This window comes from Shimazuella sp. NTD248 (assembly GCF_059510395.1).
Window position 1 is genome coordinate 148117 of the sequence record NZ_JCAJZT010000003.1, and the last position, 20967, is coordinate 169083.

The following is a 20967-nucleotide window of genomic DNA, read 5'->3' on the forward strand; positions in this document are numbered from 1 at the left end:
TTGCCCTCTTTTTTTGATCTGAAGATGTTCATTCTTACCAGATGATCGTTATAAGTAGTTCCAAAGGTTTTGTCATTCTTTTTTCCAGCCCTTATGTCTAATTGAAGAATAGATCAAAGCGTAGCTCCGCCATCTACTACAAGGGTGGAACCTGTAACAAACGAGGATTCATCGGATAATAACCACAAAATACCGTTGACAATTTCTTTTAACGAACCTATTCGTTTCATTGGAATCATATTGGTTAAATGAGTGAGACGAGTTTCATCTAGTTGTTCCGCTTTTTCTGTTTTGGTTGGCCCTGGGGCAATTGAATTAATTCTTATATTCTGAGAAGCTACTTCCAAAGCTGCTGATTTGGTGAGCCCTTCGATTGCAAATTTTGAAGCTGAATATGCTGTAGATGAAGCAAGAGCTTTAATTCCTGTGATGGAAGAGACATTAACGATTGATCCAACTCCGTTTTTCAGCATATGTTGAATTTCATATTTCATACATAGAAATGTACCAAGCACATTTGTTTGTAACACATTTTGAAAAACCTCCATTTTTGTCTCGATCAAAGCAGTAGGTAACTGAGCTATACCCGCATTATTTACTGCAAGATCAAGTTTTCCATATCTATCAATAATGGATTGAATAACTTGTTTCACATTTTCTTCCTGACTAATATCCAATTTGACGAATTCTGCTTTATTACCACTCATTTGAATCCCATTAACAACTTCTTGTCCCACTTTTTCTCGACGAGCTCCGATTACAACTGTGGCACCTTTTGCTGCTAAGGTGATAGCAGCTGCTTTTCCTATACCGGTTGTTCCACCAGTCACAAAAACTACTTTGTCTTTCATCTCTATCGTTCCCTTTACTATTATGGGTTAGTTTTCACTAAATTTGACATAAATGGAGGCGTTTTCGTAGAGTTGCCACGCGTTATGACAAATTAGACAAGTCTGTTTTGTCGTTTGTTTATATTGCTTCTTTTTTCAAACTGACTCAATGATTGGTTTTTAAACACATCCTAGAGCAATTTCTTTTTATTTATTCCAAAATGTACAAATCGGCGACGTACATACCCCTTATGCCTCTTTCATCACAATCGTATATGCCAATTTTCGGAAATGAAATTTTTCTGCATTTCTTCTAAGTATTGAATGAGAACCGAAGAGTTTACAGAATAGTACACCCTCTTTCCTTTTCGATGTTCCTTAATTAAATTCACTTCGCGCAATTGTTTGAGATGGTAAGACAATTTTGATGGTGAAATATTTTTTAACTTTTTATGAATATCTAAGTAGGGGCAAATTGCTTGTGGATATTCTGGATGTGGTGGAGACTCACAAGTATCATCATGCCCTTTAGCAATTAAGTTTAGAACTTCCAAACGAATTGGATCACCTAATGCCGCTGATTTTTTTGCAAATGCTAAAATGTTATTTTCCATAAGAGAAGTATAACACAAACTAATTGTCATTCCAAAAAAAATTGGTATATCATTAAGGGGACTAACTGTAGGAGTCATTGCGTTAATCTCATTTGCTGTAACCCAATTACGAACGGAGCATCCCATATTAGAATTGCGTGTTAATTTCACAAATTTATGATCGATTTGGAGTGCGTGGTTTAGCTATCATTGGTTTAGTAATTTTAGAGGAAAGAAGCTGATTTACACTATCCTATAGGTAGTGTAAATCAGCTTCTTTGAGCTAGATATAAAGATAAGCTGGAGCATCGGCAGAGGGAATTTACTCGAACATATCACTGCGTTGCACCTTTACTGAGCAATTTCTAGAATTTCTTAGGAAACACGAAACACTCTGTTTTATCTGAAGATGTGCCAATCTTCATTATTTTTCTCAGTTCCAGAGTACCAGTTATATGAACGGTAACTATGTTTGCACCAGGAGTAAAATAATAGATTTAAATTTTTTCACTATATTCCGATTTCCTGTTTGACTGCTCCTTAACTCCTTTATTAAGAGATTGGAAACTATATGGGTTTTCCATATTTCGGTTTAAGGGATCATAAACGGGTAAAAAACTTTATTCTTTTTTCATTCTTCCCGCTTTTTTTGCTGCTTCTTTTAAAATGACTTCGATTTGAGCATTCACACTTCGCAAATCATCCTGAGCCCATTTTTCTAGTATTTCATATAGTTTTGGATCAATTCGAAGCGGAAATGCTTTTCGTTTACTCATTTACGACACAACCTCAGTAGATACTGCCTGTGTTAATAATAGGCTGTGTTCCCTTCTCAGAAACAATGGCTACCATCAGATTATTGACCATCTGTGCTTTTTTCTCTTCATCCAACTCGACAATTTCTTGTTCTTGAAGCTGATCAATCGCTGCTTTTACAAGCCCTACTGCCCCATCGACTATCACTTTACGAGCAGACAAAACGGCATTCGCTTGTTGTCTTTGCAGCATAGCAGAAGCTATTTCGGAAGAATAGGCCAAATGCATAATCCGCGCTTCAATAATATCGACACCGGCAACATCCATTCGCTTTTGTAAATCATGTACAAGAACCTCTGCTATTTCATCACTATTTTGTCTGAGGGTAAGGGTGTTTTCTCCTTCCTTTTCGTACGAATCATAGGCATATCTACTTGCAATATGACGAATTCCCGTTTCACTTTGGATTTGAATGAATTTTACATAGTTTTCAACATCAAACAACGCTTTTGCTGAATCATTTACTTTATAAACCACCACTGCGGCAATTTCAATTGGATTTCCTTCTAAATCATTTACCTTTAATCGTTCACTTGTAAAGTTGGTGACCCGTAACGATACGCTTCGTTTAAAAGTGAAAGGAATCGTTGCCCACAATCCTTGATCACGAATGACACCTTTATACGTACCAAAGAGCGTTAATACTTTTGCTTGGTTTGGCTGTACGATAGTTAAACTTGTGAAAATAATCAAACCTAAAATGAATACCACGATTCCGCTTGCTTCTCCTCCGAATGAAAAGGAATGGCTAACTAAGTTAACTCCACCAACAATACATACTAGTGCAATGATTAGTGCTGCATAACCATTGATTTTAAAAATTGATTTTTCCGTCATTCTGACCCCTCCGTGATATATAAATGATATCATTTATATATCATTATAAAGCGATTGTGAGACAAAGTAAATAGGGGCACCGGGGAGATACGTGTAAAAACAGGACATATTCTAGGGATCACCGTATCCAGAGAAGAAAAACACACACCAAGACATATTTTAGACACAACTTAGCCGACTACCTTACACGTGAAGAGACGAAAACGTCATGAAAATTAACTTTTACGTCATTAATTCGTTTAAAAACAAGAATTACTAAACCTTGAATTCAATATCTCGACTTCTCGCCATATTGTGCTATGATAATGATAGTTACTAATAACTAACATTGATAAGTGGTGGAATGATGCAACAATCAGAAACAAGCAACGCAGACCGCATTTTACAGACAGCCATACAACTGATGAAGGACAAAGGTTTTAAAGCAGTTACCATTAAAGAAATTGCACAAGGTGCACAAGTAAGCGAAATGACGATTTTCCGGCATTTTGAGACGAAAAAAAGGTTATTGGAAACCGCAATTGAAAAACACTCCATTGTTACGTCATTTCAAAATCTTTTTGAAACCCAAATTACGTGGGAGCTGGAAAAAGATTTGTATCTAATCGCTTCGACTTATTTGGATCAAATGGAAGCAAACCGTTCTATTTTCCTTATTTCTGTTCAAGAACGAACGACAATGCCAGAGTTAAGTCATCACGTCTCCCATAATCCAAAAAAACTAAAACAATCCTTAGCTCACTATTTTCAAGTGATGTGTGAAAAAAAGAAAGCAAAGATCAAAGACCCAGATAAACAAGCAATCTCTTTCTTAACTTTCTTATTTGGATATTTTGCTTCTCTCACATTCCTAGGAAACCAATTTATTACGGATTCAAAGGAAAATTTTATCCAACATTGTGTGCAAACCTATTGCCGTGGTATCACTTAATTTTTTTTGCTTAGAAATGTTAGTGACTAATAACTATCATTTATTCCTGCTGTCTCTTGTCTCTATCATCCATTGGTAGACAGAAGAGGTGGAAACGCCAATCTCTTTCAGGAGTGATGTGTCATGACTGCAACACTTGTTTCCTATCTCGAAAAAAATCAAAATAGAGCCAAGATTTTTGCTGTTAGCCAATTTCTAGAAAATCATGTAACCGAAAACTGGGATGTTATCTTAACAGAGAAGAAAGCACAGTTGGACCATGCATTTGCAACCGTAGGTGAACCTTCGTATGGAACTTATTTAAACTTCCTCTACCAAAAAATCCATTCCCAGTTGAAAGATGCTGGGCTACGAGTTTCTACCCGACTGCCTGGTGATATGGAAATTTCGAGAGAATGGGGAACAAACCCAGAAGAAACAGATCAGTATCGCTGCATGTGGAGTACATTGTATGAACATGAAACTGATGAGCCACTTGGAACCATCGTCACTGTTTTGCCACATGATCATACACAGTTTCGCGTACCAACAAAACCGCCTGTCTTTGTTTTAGAAGAAACAACCAAAGATGAAGTTGTAGCAACTCTGTCCAAACGGTATGCAGCATTTGATTTTGCTAACCTTCCTGAATTCCATGTTTATATCGCTCAGTTAAGAGCCAATCAAAAGAATCAATAGTTTATCCTTCACCTCACTCTATCAGGTGGGTCATCGATTCAATATCCAAAAACTTTTCATGTGGGGTTCGGTCAAGTAAGCAAAGATCAAGTGATTATCAATCAACGTTTAAAAGAAGATAGATTTTCAATAAAACCTCCAACACAATTGCATACATGGACGTTTTATGTTGAAGCACCAAGTAATTTTACGGTTGAAGTCTATCATTAAGTAGATCGAAATAAGCGTTGACGAAAAAAATTCCTTCATAGACAACTTTAAAATGCGGTATTTCACATTATATTTCAATTATTATTAAAATACAGTAGAGTTCAAAGCTGAAAAGGAGATCGACAAAATGAGTCCATCCTATTGGGCCTAGAACCAGCATCCGTGTCGCGAAACGCAATTTGGCCAATAAATGGAAAATGATTGAATTTCAAAGTGATATGTAGTGTCACAAAAAGGATCAATCCTTTTTGTGACAGTGAGTATGTTTAGTATATATCAATACTACATCTTTTTAAATTTCGGAGGATTTCTTACTATGGAGAATTATAGTCATAATATTATGACTATAATTTGCTGGGGGTAACTAGTAGCAATCCTACATGCTTCTAGTTACCTTCCCAGCGACTTTGTTGTTCAGTTCATGAGTTCTCGAATCTTCTCCACCACAGTGGTGAGGTCCGACTCCGTCATGATTTGATCACGTGGGGAACCCCCGATTCCTTGTTTGCCACCGCCACCCTCGGGCCAGATGAGCCTAGCGACAGCACCGCAGTCGAAGCTACCATCTGCACATGAGATGATGATGGCACCCCGTGACGTGTTCAACGTCACGATCACGGGAATGATCTCCTCACGCTCCGGGCTGTAGTACGCTGCGTTGCAGAAAACCTGCTCGGTTTCGAAGACTCGAACCTTGTTGTCCTCTTCGACCAAGCATTCCTCCACGGCTTGCCACCGCTTCTGGTCCCACTCGATCCCTTGAGCAACAAGATCATGGTCACCTCCGATAATGCGGTTAAGCACCTCGATGTGCTCCATGACAAGCTCGGTCACATCCTCTTTGTGAGGAACGGTCGGCTTCCCCCACAGTTCTTCCGCGTACGCCCAATACGCGAGGAGCTGATAACGGGTAACATCGTTCAGCTCATGAAGGTGATGCGATCCGTTCGAAGTGATGAACCGCTCGGCTTCCCAGAACTCAGGAGCGTTCGGACGGATTCCGAGAAGATCCGAAACCCAGAACAGCGTTCCGAGATCGATGTGAGTGATCAGAATAGTTGTGTTGCTCTTCAGAATGGGCAGAGGACGGTTGTCATCCGGCAGACCCACTCCAAGCGTCGCCATCGTGCCGCGGACAACCTTGTCCGACCCACCGAAGGTGGCCTCGACCGTCACAGCAGCCGAGATGGCACGGGCAGCATACTCGTCAGTCGCACGAATGATCTTCACGATTCCCCCTATAGGAAAAGTCGTTGGGTGTTAATTATAGAATAGCATATTTTTAAATCTCTTGTTATTGTGAATATACAAAGCTGGACTAAATGTCGTGGAAAACTGGCATTCTGGTGGTGACTTTATCTTTTATGGAAAAGGGGGAGAAATCCAAAAAAATCAACCTCAAGAGCAGGAAATTGCCATCCTTAGTCTCCACTTACTGCAAAATTGCTTAGTATATATCAATACGCTTAAAATCCAACATGTCCTGCAAGAAAAAGAATGGGTGGACCAGATGGCAGCAGAAGACTATCGAGCTCTTACTCCTCTTATTTACAACCATATCAATCCATACGGTGAATTTCGAATGGATCTAGATCAACGACTGGCTTTATAAGAAATCGGAAAATGATTTGTTACTTTTCGATCTATTCAGTAGATTTAATTGCTATTTGTTGTGTTTTTAGTACAATTATTTGTCGCTAATCCTATCAAAGAAGCTGCTCTTCCTTACAAAGGCAGCTTCTGTGGACTTCGATACGCACTTCTTCTACATGGAGGTATTCACATAAAAAGATAGTTTTTACCGCTTTCCCCAACTCCTGTAAAGCTTTATAGGTAGGATGGGAGCTGTTTTTAGAAAATTGCTTTAAGATGGCCTCCGTGTCTGCTACGTTTAATCGTAAAGCAGTTGCATATTTTACCATTTCATCATACTGCCTACGAATTAAATCCCAATCAATTGGCTTTTGTACAAGAACAGGTTGCAAATGAGTATAATGGACTCCAATCTTAGGCCGGTACAATTTCTGGGAATGAATGTTTTTTAGTCGTGGCATGAGTTTAAAACCAAGCAGATAGCAAAAAGCAAAACCCACTTCACTTTGCCCATGTGTATCGACAAAATTTCGTTCGACTTCTTTGTCGGTGTTGTGATTCAGTAATCCATGGAGCATCGCGGCGATTTCAGAAGAATTGGGTGTGTTGACGGACGAATGAATACACATGGACTTTTCCTCCACATGCCAATAGACAGAAATTCCTGGTCCACGTTGGCGTGGGTTCCATTGGGTTCTTAGATTTTGATCATAGGCAGCCATATTTGTAGAATCGGATGCACAAGAAGTAGTTCCTTTCCCCAAAATTTCTTCCCGTCGATCTGCTAAAATGGCGTTTACGATGTGTTCAATTGCTGCCTTTACGTTATCTTTGTAGATATATTTTCGTTTGATGTATAGCAAGTCACATCAGCATTACCAGAGGCTACTCTTTTTAACCCTGTATTGGTTCCTAGACCAAAAAGACATAGTAATAAGCGTTTTTGAATGGTTTTTGGATCTAGCCGCTCATGAGTTGCTAATGTTTGAAAGTGTTCCGTAAATCCAACTCTTAAATCGGTTTCTTTTAATATGTCGATGAAGTCGGTCATCCACCAACGGTTAGCGATCTCTCGTTTCAGATAAGCTAGTTGTTTTGGTGGTCGTACCCCTGAAAGAGCTGTCTTTTATAGAGGTATCAGCAATATTTTGTAATAAACTTACGTCAAGCGAATTTACATCGTAGAGCTGTAGTTCTACGATGTAAATTGAGTATATCGGATTAAGAGAAGGGAAAACAACCCATTATTCTTAGAAATTTCTATTTCAGTATGTCTAAGAGTAGACGAAAAGCTTATTTTTACTAAATCAGTTCCTTAGTGTAGATTTTCGCAACCCATGCTGACTTCTACACTTTAATAAATTCGGTAACCAGTGGGGAGCCTTTGAAGAGGGTAGTCCTTCATCTTGACTGATCGGAAAGTTTTACAGCGTTGCCGAGTCATCCGACCACTAAGTGAGGTCCTAACATTACTTCTTTTTATATATCAATCACAATTAACAAACAGCACCAATTACTCACATGAGTCTTTTGGTTTTCTCAGAACAGCGTACCAATCATTCGAACTTGGTGATGACAGTATCCGGATTTTCTTCGTATTCACCCTGATCAAGCAAATCAGTTGACCAACTATCTATGGACCAACTTTTTTTTATTTTGTCATAAACAAGTCGCAAGCCACCATCCAAGGTCTCTATTTCTCCGTCCGTCTCGTATTTGATATAAGCACTTAATTTAAAAACAAGCACAGGATCGGAAAATAAGGACTCATAGATCACAGGTTTTGAATTTTTAAAATCAATTCCTGTTTCAATTAACTTCTCATTATGATCAAAAAAAGATACACCTTCACACATATCGCCAATATCTCCTGACACAAGTGTAATAAGATCAGAGTTATCTTCCCGTTTTGACTGAACGCATTGTTTGGCGAATTTATTAAAAAAATCAGTCAGTTGCTTTTGCAACTGTGGATCTGCCTTTGGATAAATTACCATGGATTCAGGTTTTTCTACACGCTGTGTATCACTTTTCATTTGACCCCAAGGAAAGGTCCATTCTGCATGAATATTGGAGCCAATCTTAATATCCTCGGCAACAGAATTATCTGGAATAGTAATGAGTTTATTGTTTATATACAAAGTCGAATTGTAATCATCCAAAAAATCATCATATAAATCGAAATGGATAGAGTCGTTTGACGCAGTTTTTATAGTCTCTGTATTTTCTGTTGCATCACTGGGTGGATATAAAGAGTAATCAATATCCGAACTTGACGAAGTTTTTATAACCTCTAACTGTATGAGTAGCCCTAGTACACCAATCAAGAAAACAAACCAAAGCATACAACCTATCAAGAGATGTCTTTTTCTATCCAACTTTATAAGACTCAATATGTAGATGATAAAGATGATCGCAGCACCGCTGGCCCATCCAACGCCAAAATATATCCCAATAAACGCCTCCAACAGAATAAAAGCCGTAAGGGAAATCATTAACATAGTGAAACTCGGAGATTTATTTTCTCCTATAGGAGTTTGTTCCTGTGTATTACCATGGGGTTTCATCTCTTTACTACCCTTATTTTTTACATAGTGCTCTACAAACCAAGAACTAAGATCGGACGCCTGCATCAGCAGTATACTAGCTTCTTCGGTCGTACCTTCTCCTGCATGTGCCGCTCTATTGCCTGCTTTACGAATATTGTGAAAGATATTCAATATTTCTGCCGGTAATCGTTGTTCTTCCTCTAGTTTACTTAGTTTATCAACTTGATGATCCGTTTCTAAGACAATTATTTCTTCTAAATTGAGAATCTCATCTATCATCCTTTCTGCAAATACACGAAGTTTAAATAACGCCACACTCGGATCACTAGTCACGTATTGTTCTGCTTCTCGTCTGAATTTACCAAACGAATGATTGTTTTCTACATAACGCTCTACAAACCATGAACTAAGACAAGACGCCTGCTCCAGTAGTATACTAGCTTCTTCGCTTGTACCTTCTCCTGCATGTGCCGCTCTATTGCCTGCTTTACGGATATTGTGAAACATTAGCAATATTTCTGCGGGTAATAGTTGTTTTTCCTCTAGTTTACCCAGTTTATCAACTTGATTGTCCATTTCTAGGGGATCAATCCCCTCAAAACGAAGGATCTCATCTGTCATTTTTTCCGCATATAACCGGAGTTTAAATAACGCCACACTCGGATCACTAGTTACATATTGTTCCGCTTCCTGTCCTAGTTTACCAAGCGACTGCCATTTATCTGTCAATCGATCAAAATTACTGTTCATGTTGTCCACCGTTCGTGTTGTTCACCGCCTACATGTTGATTCTTAGCAAATTCAAATAATTTTAATAATACCACATTTGGTTATCTTTGTTATACTTTCAAATGAAATGAATTGGTTCGTATACAGAATAACTTTTAAGGAATTTCAGTTGTTAGTGAAAATGATGGAATACCACCAAGGTGTTACCTTGCATGATCCAGTAAAATGGGATGTTAGAGATTGTAAGAATGGCAAAGCAGTTTATATTGGCTGTTTCACTTACAAGGAAAATTGCATATGTGTTAGAGGATATTTCGAACATATGGGAAAGATCAGGGAAATCCCTTACCACAAGAAGATTCCATGCTGGACAATAAAGTTAAATGATGATGTCCAATATTTGCTGCTTATTATGAAGATATAAAAACCTCGAACAACTTCTAGATTTTTAGGGTTATACTTAAGCTATAAGTGCAAATTTAAAGGAGTTTATTTACATGAAGCAAAATGAAAAAAAGACAACTACTAATAGATCACTTGAATTCGGACTTAAAATGAAAATCCCTGTTGAAAATATGAGGTTATATTATTTGGCTCAACGGGCATATCTTCTGCATACAAAATTAAATATGCCATCTTTTCAAAAATCTATTTTTAATCTTTTAACACAGGAATTATTCAAAGATGTGACAAGTCAAATCGAACAAATGATAAATTTCTCTAAGCATCTTCCCTTTATTATGGAAAAAGACTTGAGCAAGATTAAATGGAAGATTTTTGACGCTGAACAAGAATACCGAATCTATTATTGTTTGTGTAAGTTGACCGAACAAGCAGAAAAGCTCGATAATTTATTAGATGAAGTCACCTTTAAGCTCTATCATTCCTATCATCACTTTTATATATCGATACAGAAATTAGATACAGAATCTCAGTTAACTAAAAAGTTAGAATATGTTGTTGTTTTTGCAGCATCGGATTTTCACACAGTACCCAAAGAATCGATTGAAAGAAAAGAGAAGTCACCTGAAGAATTAATTGAAAGAAAGGAGAAATCACCCGAAGAATTGACTGAAAGAAAAATTGAATCACCCGAAGAAACATTTGAAACAAAAAAGGAATTACATGGAGATTCATTCAATACAAAAACAGTAAAACCTCATAGAAGATCTGCAAGCATATTTTTTGTAATCTTATATCCAATACTAGCAGCCATCTATCTTATTGATGGTTTCAAAACTAACGGTTGGGCGGAACTAATAGTTGGTTTCACTTTTCTAGTCGCAACCATTTTAGACATATACTTTAAGCATGATCATAATATATTAATCATATGGATTCCTTTTGGAATCATATTCATTTTACAAGGTGGAAGGTTTGTTGGACATCCTGATTTACGTATGTCAGGGGCACTATACATCGTGATAGGTATTATCATTATTGTAGTAGGAAGCATTCTGGACAAAAGGAGCAGATTCTAGTGTATTAATCCAAAAGTATGTTTTTATGAGAAGCTCGCTTTAGGGGAGCTTTTTTGTTCATTCATAGAATTATCATATACTGGCTCCATCATAAGCAAACACCCCAAGAAGATGGAATGAAAAAGTTGTTATATATAATAGAAGAAACTCGTCAAAAAAACATTTACTGCATTAAAAAATCCTGTGGAAACAGAATAGCTTCCCTATGAGATGCAAGTTTCAGACCACCAATATTGGTTATTTGGAGAACACATACTGCATAAATCGATCAAGATAATCATTTAGAAATCCTGATCTGGATTTATTTCAGACGAGTCCCTAATATAATCCCTTGGTAGCACTGTTTTTTTCTACATCAATCATTTCTACATATCCTTTTACTGTCTCAAACCGTTTATGTCCTGTATGTTGCATGATCGTAACCATGTCTAGGCCACTTTCACGAGCATGAGAGATATATCCACGACGCATAGAATGTCCAGAAAATTGGGAAGGATCTAAACCAGCTTTTCCCACTCGATCTTTGATGATTCTAGCAATAGATGCAGGATTTATTCGATTATCTATATGATCTCCTTTACGTATTCTGCGGAATACGGCTCCTTCTCGAATTTTCGATGCTATCACCCATTGTTGAATTAATCGAACAGGGCAAGTGTTTTTTGATTTTCCATAAGCTATATGCTTCCAAGTCCCTTGTTGTTTCTGATCCGTCTTTGATTTTGGGAGATAAAGTACGATTCCTGAGTCTTTAAAAGTAAGGTGATCCATATCGATCCCTGCTAATTCTGATCTTCGAAAAGCACCAGCAAATCCTAGTGCAATTATAGCAGCATCTCTTTTATCTGCTAGAGATGTTCCTTTAATCTCATTGAGTATGATTTCCTCCACATCTAAAGTGATGGCTCGTTTCTGTTTAGGTGCAGTTCCTAATCTCCGTTGAATTCCTTCGATTACGTCCTCGATCTTTTTTCCAACTGTAGGATTTTTTAAGGGAAAAGGGGTAGTTTCTACTACATATCCAAAAAAGTCACGTAGTGCAGAAAGATGCCGCAAAACAGAGGAGGCTTTCAATGGTTTTAACGGTTTTTTATTTTCATCATTTTTTCGTTCATTACTTGTGAGGTAGGAAAGATAATTGCTTACCATAGCTTGATCTACTTTTAAGCAATCATTTTGGTTTTTTAGATTAAGATTATGTTTTTTGAGCATGTACTTTTGAAACAGCTTCATAGAGTGACGATAATTTGCAAGTGTATTTTTCGATTTACTCGCTTTTACATATTCCATGGCTAGATCGGTTAGTGGTGTTTCTTGGGGAAGCATAATTTCAGACTGTTCGGTATGTATAATTTTATTTTCCATCAGCAATCCCTCGTGTTCATTTTACGTTCTATAATGTAGATTATTGTACATAAAAAAGAGGGTTTCATCATTCTTTTTTTCAATATAATCATGTTGTTTTTCATGTGATATTTTTTCGTGATTTACTTGACGAAAATTAAAAAATGTGATAATTAAAATTCATGACATCAATATAACCTATAGGTTATGCTGGAGTAAAATAGGGTATAATGAAAGTGAGGATCACTTTTTGTATTTTAACGAATATGGATATCTCCCTGATGAGGAATACGAAATGACCATCCAAGAACTTAAAAATTCTTTACTGGTTAAAGGTGATGAGACAACACCTTTATGGAATGAACCTTGGAGACGGTTTTTAGTTGATAATCTGGAGATATTGCTGCAACCGTTGTGGATGATCGGAATAAAAGCAGTCTATTTAGATGGTTCCTTCTGCTCGAACAAAGAGAAACCTGGGGATATTGACGCTTTTTTTGAATACGAAACCGAGCTGAAAGATCGCTCCCAAGTTATTGAGGAATTGTCTGTTCTTGCTCATGAATTAAACTCGCGAATGAACTACCCCGATCCGGTTTGGAATTGGTGGGAACAGAGACCAGATAGTTATGGAAAACAAAAGAGTGAAATGTGGCATCATTTTCGATGCGAGATTTATCCCAATAGCTTTGGGGTTTATGCTTATCAAACAGCTGATGGAAGAGCGTTAAAATTTCGAGAGTTATTTCGGAAAGACCGATATGGAATAGAGAAGGGTTTAGTAAAAATCATCAAGGGGTGATTTGGATGAAAATTAATTCGGAACAACAATACAAAAGAGAGAAGAAAAAATTAGAGCATTTAGAGCAGCAGCGTAAGGACATTACAGAGGATTTAACTAATCGGGGTTATGATCAATTAAAAATCGATATTTCACTCATGGCTATTAACAAAATATATTACTCTTTAGAATATGACATTGAAATGTATGAAAAAGCTAAACAAGGTGATTTTGATCAAGAAACAGTCACAATGGGCCAATTGGGATCTTTTTTAATAAAAATGCGTGTGTACAAAGGTATAACACAAGAACAGCTGGCTGAGAAATTGGGTATTTCCCAGGTACAGATTTCAAAGGATGAGAAATTTGAGTATCAAGGGATAGGAACCACAAAGTTGAATCGAATCCTTCAAGTGTTAGGAGTAGAAAGATTAACGATAATCTCAAAAGAGGATTATCCACCTCAGTATTATGATTGGTTGGAAAAACAAAAAGCTCTTCAGGAAATAGGTAGTTCAAAAGGAGAAATATCATCAACTAAAGTTGGATAAAGAAAAGCTCAACTTCTCCCAGAGTATAGAGAGGTTGAGCTTCTTTAACTTCTTGCGTTTCGTTATAAATATTTTAATGCTAATACAAGTAAGATAAAAAATATCCCAGCTAGAATGTAAAATAATCTCGTGATAATAGAAGGTGTTTTTGCAGTTAGAATAGTAACTAGTAATGCTGCTGGATTGAATATTTCTGGAGTATTTTTTTCATTTCTTCACATCTTCTACTTGTTTTTTTGACATAAATAATCCCATGCCAATAAGTACTACCCCAACCAAGATGAAAAAAATTTCTCCGATACCCATTTAAATGTCGTCTCCTAATTTGCTGTTTAGAGAACAAAAAATGCCAGGTAAATAGCGACAATAGCAATTACAAAAAGCCTATTTTAGCTACATAATAAGGGAATGAAAGCAAGGAGATTTCGAAATTCTATATCTAAAAATACATCTATTAATAACTTTGGTTTCTCTCGTCTATGATGGTTTTTGTTATAGAATATACCAACTAATAATGAACTAATACCAATCATTAAACCTAAGACTTCAACAGCTCTCATATTTTCCTCAGTTCTTTTCTTGAATAACTGTTATCCCCTATTCTTCTTTTAAACAACTTTTTTAATGCAGAGAACCATGCAACCATATAAGTTAATTTCATATACGTTTATGAAACAAGCACTCCTATTAAAATAAGAATGCTTGCCCCATAATCTTGAAGTTTACATTATTTAAAAAATCGAAGATAGATCGCATAAAGATAGATACCAATATAAACAAGGCTTATTATTTTGCCAAAGAAAGTGAAAAATCCTTTCTCACTAAACATGATCACAAAATAACCAATACAGATAACCACCATAATAATAAACATCGGAGAGAAAACAAGCTGTGACAATAAAGAAGACAAATCTGTGTTTTCTAATCCAGTTGATGGATTCATAACTTACTCCTTTTTAACAGTTTAGAGAACCTTTATATAAATATAAATTGTCAGCACCACAACAAGTAAGCTTAGGAGAAACTCTATAAAGAATTCCTTTTTTACAGGGTAATTGGTTCTTCTATAAATGTAGTTTATCAGCAAAAATGATGATACCCCTAACAAATGAGGTATACCAGATAATTCATTCGTTACCGGATTTGTAAACCAGCCGATGGAAAGGAATAGTATAATACTATAGAGAATAACTCGTTCTAATTTATCCATTCAATAGGTGTCTCCTTGATTCAATGATTAATTCTTTTAATATCGTTTGTATTTATTGAAATATCCATCATAAAAACCATAACCAAGATCCCATACATCTCCAAACCATGCTCCCCACCATATCGTGTGGAACCCTATTTTCATAGCTGCCTTTAGTGCTACTCTCCTAGCTTGTTTTAAAACAGAAGCAGTAAAAATTCTTCTAGGGATAGAGTATGCTAACTTCGCAGCACTTTTATATGCTGTTCTATAAGCAGTTTTTGCGGCTTTCGTTCCTTGAACAAATGCGAGGACTGTAGCAACAATTCTTGCCCCTGCTTTCCATCCTACATATTGGGATAACCAATACTGGATTGCATATCTTAGAGAATATTTAATGCGTCTTAGACTATTTCCGTCTGGGTCAGTATTCATAATAGGATTGTTTTGAACATAAGTATACTTGTTTAAACTTAATGGTTCACTTTCATTGCCATCACTACTATCCATAGTTATAAATCGACCTGATTTGGGTTGATAATAACGGTTTTGCAAATAATACAAATTAGTTTCTTTATCAAATCTATAACCTGCATATAGATATGGGTTTACCACTGTACCTGTTTGTTTCACAATATTACCGAAAGCATCATACTCATAAGTGTTTACAATCCCACCTGTAGAATTCGTTAAAGCTACTACATCTCCATGACCATTAAGCTGGTAATAATACGTTTGACCCCCACGCGTCATACTTACAGGTTGATTCTCATTCCATGTATAACTTGCGACTACATTGTTACTACTATCTGTCTCATAAGCCACATTGTTATTCTCATCATAGTGGAAAGTGATAGTGCCAGATGCTGTAGTCATCGTTTTTCTCATACCCTTGGAGTCATAAGTAAAGGATGCAAGGGTATTTCCACTACTATCTTTTACAGCCGTGAGCCTATCTCCATTGTCATAGACGTAGGTTTGGTTTCCATCACTTATTAAATTTCCATTGTCATCATAAGTATAACTTGTCCCATTGACATCTGTAATCTGATTCGTATTATCGTAGTGGTAGGTTGTCGTGGTTGCACTACCTCCACTTGGAGTGACCGTCATGGTGAGTCGATTCCCTACTTCGTCGTACGTATAATCATAGGTAGTACCATCTGGGCGCTTTTCCTGCTTCAATTGATCCAACTCATCATATACATAACTGGTAGTACCAGCGTTAGAGATAACGGAAGTAATTCTTCCTTTATTATCGTAGACATAACGGAAGCTATCTAATATCGTTCCGTTTGTATTGTAATTGGTTTGTTGGATTAAGTTGCCTACTCCATCATATTTGTACAAAGAAACAGTACCATCTGCATTTTTCTTACTAGCCACACGATTGGCTTCGTCATACGTAAAGGAAGCTTTGGTATTACTATTTTCTTGAATTTTAGTTAATTGATCCAGAACATCAAATGTATTATCTTGGGTGAGGGTTGTACTCCCGGCTACATATTTTCGTTGTTGTACATTACCATTTTTATCATACGTATAGGCAACAGTGTTGCTATTACCCTCATCCTTGGTTTTTAGTTTGTTGTCAGAGTCATAGGTAAAGGTAGTGACTTGATTATTATTTGATTTATCTGTTTCTTTTGTTATATTCCCATTGGGATCATACTCAAAGGTGTAGCGAGAAACTCCATCATAGGAAATGGAATCCTGGCGATCCACCGAATTATAGCCATATTCAATCGTGTGATTATCTGGTTTGGTGACTTTGGTTACATTTCCATTCAAATCGTAGTCATATTGGGTAACACGATTTAATGCATCTGTAGCCTTTTTTAACAAGTTTATTTCATTATAATCATAGGTAGTCTCGTGATTCTTTGCGTCTATTACTTTTGTTTTGTTTCCATTGTTATCATATTGATACTTGGTTATGTTGTTTTTGGCATCGGTGACTTGGGTTAATTGATCCAATCCATCATAGGTATACTGGGAAGTATCACTACCCATTTTCTCTGTTTTTACGTTCCCAACCGCATCATAAGTTTTATCTACGGTATTTCCTAATGCATCTGTTGTCTTGGTTTCGTAGTTTCCACTCGCATCATAGGTATGTTGGGTACGAATCGAACCAACGGTTATTTTTGCAGCATCAAACCAAGCCGTTCCCGTTTGTAAGCTATATTCATAGTAGACTCGGATATGGTCAAATGCTTTGGTTGTTTTAATGGTAGCAGCTAAGTTTTGCCAGTCATGTGATTTGGAGCTGTCGAAGTTATAGGTGAACTTCTCTTGTAAGGTATTGGCTGCATCATAGGTATTGATGATATATCCATATACTTTCCCAGCTGTAGGTCCTGTTACTTTGGAAACACCAGCTACGGTAAAGGTTGCTCCTACCCCGCCGCTTACCTGAATATCTTGGTACACCGACTTATAACTGGATGGATCTCCGACCAGTTTAACCGTATTGTTTCCATCGTATTTTTCTACGGTATTGATTCCTTCCCCAGAAGATACATTCCCTACTAAGGTCCAGCGGTCTGGAATACTGTCGGTAGGATCGGTATCCCGTTCAAAACTACTATTTTCCAGCGTATTATAGGCTCCATAGTAACCCTCTTCTACCTGTAATCCATCAAACCAATAGGTTCCGGAGCCAGAAGTGGTATATCCACGAATCTCCAATTGATTGGTACCCGCAGGTAAATCCCCCGGATTGATTACTACGTGTAAACGAGTGGTGTCTTGTGTCCCGGTAATATAACTACTGGGAATAGCGACATAGGTTCCATTGGTCGTATTAAAGCCAAATGCATAAATCATGGCTCGACCTGTTGCACCTGATGTCTTGGCATAACCACTAAACACATATGTTTTGGTAGCATCATAGGGAATACGATCACTGTCCACTGCTGTTGTGCTGGTTGGGTTCGTGATTTTCAAGCTCTTTTTCCCAAGGGTAATCCCATCCGTCGTTAAACCTGTTGAATCTACACTGATTGTTGTAGCTCCTGTTGGCGTTTTGCTCCAGTTGTCTGGCCAACCATCACTATCCCGGTCAATCTCCATGCTGCCATTGATCGCAAGGTTTTTCCCGACACTCATTTCTTCTGTTTCCTCGGTTACATTTCCATATGTGTCGTATTTCGTAGCAGCAGATTTGTCAGCAGCATCGGTAGTTGCTGTTTCATTTCCTTCATCATCAAACTCATTGGTGGTTTGATTCCCTTTTGGATTCGTTTCCGTAATGGGATTATTGTTGGAATCGTACGTGGTTTGCGTTGTTTCATTCAACGGATTGGTTTCCGTTAGAACGTTTCCTTTGTTGTCATACGTATAGTGTGTAGTAGCAGTACCACTTGCTGCATTGGTATTGGCATCCTTGGTATCCGTTAAATTGTTGTTTCCATCGTACGTATAAGTCGTTGTATAATTTAATCCCCCAGAATCTTGTACCATTGTCACGACATTCCCATTGTCATTGTTCGTATACTTGCTTATATGATTTTTGGGATCGGTAACGGTGGTAACGTTGTTAGCAGTATCATAAGCAATTGTGGTAGCTGCGGTTTGTACTGTCCCTCCGACTGTAATGGGATGACTCATCGAGGTAACTTTATTGGCTGTATAGGCAATGGTTTCTTTGTTGTTATTGGGATCAGTAATACTTGTTAATTGATGAGCAGTATCATAGTCATACTGATCCACCGATAAGGTACTTCCATCGGTATCTTTATGAGTAACCGTTTGTAAATTTCCATTCGCATCATATCCATACGTGATGGATCGATTTGCAAAATCCGTAACGGTTTGTACATGATTATTCGCATCGTAAACAATGGTAATTGTCCTGCCAGATGCGTCGATAATACTGGTGGGCAGATTATTGGTATACCCCAAACTCCATACATTGGCATTGGAATCCGCTATTTGCCAAAGTTGTCCGGTGCTTTTAAACTTATAAATGGTTTGATCTTTATCCATAATGGTATAAGTGCCATCCGAATTTTTATAAAGATCCAAGTACACACCGCTTGGGTGACTATATACCCCATTTCCACTCGTAGGTGGAGTAAAGGTATGATACGTTCCATCTCCATCTTGGTATAAGAGTGGTCCATCTCCACTATCGGTGATTTTTTGTTCGATATTGGTTGTCCATCCATAACCAAAAATTCCTGCATTTCCAGAACGGCTATTGTAGGATCTCGTCAATTCTAACCTAGGTCCACGCCCCGAAATAGAGACATCATTTTTTTCTAAGTAGAAGTTTCCGTTATAGGTATTTACATTGGAACTAGCCGTTGTCCAAAAATCTTCTACTCCGAGAGGTTCAATGGTATAGGTTATCGTTAACTTTGGTTTTTGTGTGGTGTCGGTAGCATAGTCACTGGATCGGAATCCTTTGCGATCACTGGTTTCGGTGTCCTGTTTGAGCATGACCCCATAGTTTTTTGCAGTTCCGCTGTACCAGCCTTTTGCCAGCGAAGTAACGTCAAAATCGTAGGCCCCTGTTAATCGAACACTCGTCGTACTGATCTTGGAGCTGATGGTGGGTTGATTGGCCCAAGTAGCGGTATTCGATGCCCATTTGGATGTAATGGGATACACCCCAATCGATGCGGTATTCGTATTGGTTAAATGCTGATTCAAGGTGATTTTTGCTGATTGAATTTGTGCTCCACTTAGTAGTGGGGAAAGTTGAAATTGAAGCAAGGAACGGGTAATCCCATAAGTAGGATCGGTTCCTGCATAGATCGATATATCGCTATGTAAATCACTATTTTGGTAAGCGGTTCCATTTGCGATAAAGGTGTCTAGTGTAGTTTGTGTTCCTTGCACCACAAGCGTAGGATCGACCACGATGGGATATTGCCGTTTTTCATCTTGTAACCACTTCTCATCTACTTTTACATCCAAGTAGGTTTTTCCTTGATCTTCTCGCAGTTGATAGGCAATATCTCCTGTTGTTGCATCTGCTGCATCATAAATGGACGGCTTTGGTATGCTAAAAACTTCTGCTCCTTTATCGTTTAGAAAGGAGACAGATCCGTCTTTATTTGCTTGCGCCTTTACATTGGTAGTATTTAATTCAACGGAAAAAGTAGAACGATTGGAGGGCTTTTTGAGGAGCCATTCTTCTTTTATTCCTGTACTGGTAACGGTATAGATAAGGTCTACTCCATCATAAATATTCGGATACGTGATGGTATCTCCATCTACTATTGCCGTAACATTGGATGAATCTACTGGCGCAAACTCGACTGTTCCGCCTCCAGCCTGAAACTTAACAAGATTCTCGGTTGTGGTACTTTTGGCAAAACCTACTTGAAACTGATCCGTAGCGTTGCTATACACGTGATCGGTATCCATAGCCTTGGATTGAATGGTGTTATCGATGGGAACCCATTCCCCAGCTTTTTTATAGTGGATTGGGTCTAAATATGCCTCTGTCACATAGGTTTTTCCATCTGGTTTGACAAAAGTTTTGGAATTTTTTGTTCTTAAATCTTTTACCTCTACCGTTGTTTTCTTTGAAGTGGTGTCTGCGGCATTTGCCGATCTCCAATTCCAAGGTGGGCCATAAGTAACAAAAATGGATAAAACAAGTAAAGAAAAAAATGCGCGTCGATGCCATATGTACTTCTTGGCAAATAAAAAAGATACCATAAATCCCTTCCCTTCCTAATATAGTAAAAAATAGATTACTAGATTAGTATAGGGAGCATATTACCAAAATACAATAATTTTATTTTTAAATAATATAAATTTATATGTTGACAACTAGTTATTCCTTGATTTTCTCGATGAAGAAGCAACCTAGTAATAAAGTTCTCTCCAAATCGAAA

14 protein-coding genes and 3 pseudogenes are annotated in these 20967 nt (G+C 37.5%); 7 read left to right on the plus strand and 10 right to left on the minus strand.

Annotation, left to right across the window (positions count from 1 at the left end):
• Positions 1 to 113 precede the first annotated feature (113 nt).
• The 4 genes from AC5WOE_RS07995 to AC5WOE_RS08010 all read right to left on the minus strand — a co-directional run bounded on the left by AC5WOE_RS07995 (position 114) and on the right by AC5WOE_RS08010 (position 3076).
• A complete protein-coding gene (locus AC5WOE_RS07995; protein ID WP_496052313.1) occupies positions 114 to 851 on the minus strand; it encodes an SDR family NAD(P)-dependent oxidoreductase in 738 nt (245 codons plus the stop codon).
• A gap of 242 nt (positions 852 to 1093) precedes the next feature.
• Positions 1094 to 1594 (minus strand): ArsR/SmtB family transcription factor, encoded by a 501-nt coding sequence (locus AC5WOE_RS08000; RefSeq protein ID WP_496052314.1) that lies wholly within the window; start codon positions 1592 to 1594, stop codon positions 1094 to 1096.
• Between the two features lie 449 nt (positions 1595 to 2043).
• A complete protein-coding gene (locus AC5WOE_RS08005) occupies positions 2044 to 2199 on the minus strand; it encodes a type II toxin-antitoxin system antitoxin (protein ID WP_496050488.1) in 156 nt (51 codons plus the stop codon).
• Positions 2200 to 2212: 13 nt separating this feature from the next.
• Complete coding sequence (locus AC5WOE_RS08010) at positions 2213 to 3076, minus strand: SPFH domain-containing protein (protein WP_496050489.1); 864 nt, start codon at positions 3074 to 3076, stop codon at positions 2213 to 2215.
• Positions 3077 to 3422: 346 nt separating this feature from the next.
• Here AC5WOE_RS08010 and AC5WOE_RS08015 point away from each other — a divergent pair, with 346 nt between their 5' ends.
• The 3 genes and pseudogenes from AC5WOE_RS08015 to AC5WOE_RS08025 form a co-directional block, all read left to right on the plus strand.
• Positions 3423 to 4007 carry a TetR/AcrR family transcriptional regulator gene (locus AC5WOE_RS08015; RefSeq protein ID WP_496052315.1) on the plus strand — a complete coding sequence of 195 codons (585 nt, stop codon included), beginning with the start codon at positions 3423 to 3425 and terminating at the stop codon, positions 4005 to 4007.
• A gap of 123 nt (positions 4008 to 4130) precedes the next feature.
• Positions 4131 to 4685 carry a DUF6022 family protein gene (locus AC5WOE_RS08020; protein WP_496052316.1) on the plus strand — a complete coding sequence of 185 codons (555 nt, stop codon included), beginning with the start codon at positions 4131 to 4133 and terminating at the stop codon, positions 4683 to 4685.
• Positions 4686 to 4697: 12 nt separating this feature from the next.
• Positions 4698 to 4895: pseudogene (locus AC5WOE_RS08025) on the plus strand (VOC family protein); the annotation flags it as partial.
• A gap of 414 nt (positions 4896 to 5309) precedes the next feature.
• Here AC5WOE_RS08025 and AC5WOE_RS08030 read toward each other — a convergent pair.
• Positions 5310 to 6125, minus strand: coding sequence for a hypothetical protein (locus AC5WOE_RS08030; RefSeq protein ID WP_496050492.1), 816 nt, complete (start codon positions 6123 to 6125; stop codon positions 5310 to 5312).
• An 82-nt stretch (positions 6126 to 6207) separates the two neighbouring features.
• Between AC5WOE_RS08030 and AC5WOE_RS08035 the strand changes: the two are divergent.
• A pseudogene (locus AC5WOE_RS08035) lies at positions 6208 to 6507 on the plus strand (Tn3 family transposase); the annotation flags it as partial.
• 130 nt (positions 6508 to 6637) lie between these two features.
• Here AC5WOE_RS08035 and AC5WOE_RS08040 read toward each other — a convergent pair.
• Both AC5WOE_RS08040 and AC5WOE_RS08045 read right to left on the minus strand, forming a co-directional pair.
• A pseudogene (locus AC5WOE_RS08040) lies at positions 6638 to 7587 on the minus strand (Tn3 family transposase); the annotation flags it as partial.
• A 457-nt stretch (positions 7588 to 8044) separates the two neighbouring features.
• Positions 8045 to 9787, minus strand: a complete 1743-nt coding sequence (locus AC5WOE_RS08045; RefSeq protein ID WP_496050493.1) for a DUF4145 domain-containing protein — start codon at positions 9785 to 9787, stop codon at positions 8045 to 8047.
• Between the two features lie 476 nt (positions 9788 to 10263).
• Here AC5WOE_RS08045 and AC5WOE_RS08050 point away from each other — a divergent pair, with 476 nt between their 5' ends.
• Positions 10264 to 11247 (plus strand): hypothetical protein, encoded by a 984-nt coding sequence (locus tag AC5WOE_RS08050; RefSeq protein WP_496052317.1) that lies wholly within the window; start codon positions 10264 to 10266, stop codon positions 11245 to 11247.
• Positions 11248 to 11565: 318 nt separating this feature from the next.
• Here the strand turns inward: AC5WOE_RS08050 and AC5WOE_RS08055 are convergent, their stop codons facing one another.
• Positions 11566 to 12612: a tyrosine-type recombinase/integrase gene (locus AC5WOE_RS08055; protein ID WP_496052318.1), complete on the minus strand. Its 1047-nt coding sequence runs from the start codon at positions 12610 to 12612 to the stop codon at positions 11566 to 11568.
• Between the two features lie 229 nt (positions 12613 to 12841).
• Between AC5WOE_RS08055 and AC5WOE_RS08060 the strand changes: the two genes are divergently transcribed.
• Together AC5WOE_RS08060 and AC5WOE_RS08065 are read left to right on the plus strand one after the other, a co-directional pair.
• Positions 12842 to 13393, plus strand: a complete 552-nt coding sequence (locus AC5WOE_RS08060; RefSeq protein WP_496052319.1) for a DUF6932 family protein — start codon at positions 12842 to 12844, stop codon at positions 13391 to 13393.
• 5 nt (positions 13394 to 13398) lie between these two features.
• Positions 13399 to 13923, plus strand: coding sequence for a helix-turn-helix domain-containing protein (locus AC5WOE_RS08065; RefSeq protein WP_496052320.1), 525 nt, complete (start codon positions 13399 to 13401; stop codon positions 13921 to 13923).
• Positions 13924 to 14650: 727 nt separating this feature from the next.
• Here AC5WOE_RS08065 and AC5WOE_RS08070 read toward each other — a convergent pair.
• Positions 14651 to 14866 carry a hypothetical protein gene (locus AC5WOE_RS08070; RefSeq protein ID WP_496052321.1) on the minus strand — a complete coding sequence of 72 codons (216 nt, stop codon included), beginning with the start codon at positions 14864 to 14866 and terminating at the stop codon, positions 14651 to 14653.
• A 303-nt stretch (positions 14867 to 15169) separates the two neighbouring features.
• Positions 15170 to 20788 (minus strand): DNRLRE domain-containing protein, encoded by a 5619-nt coding sequence (locus tag AC5WOE_RS08075; RefSeq protein ID WP_496052322.1) that lies wholly within the window; start codon positions 20786 to 20788, stop codon positions 15170 to 15172.
• Positions 20789 to 20967: the final 179 nt, after the last annotated feature.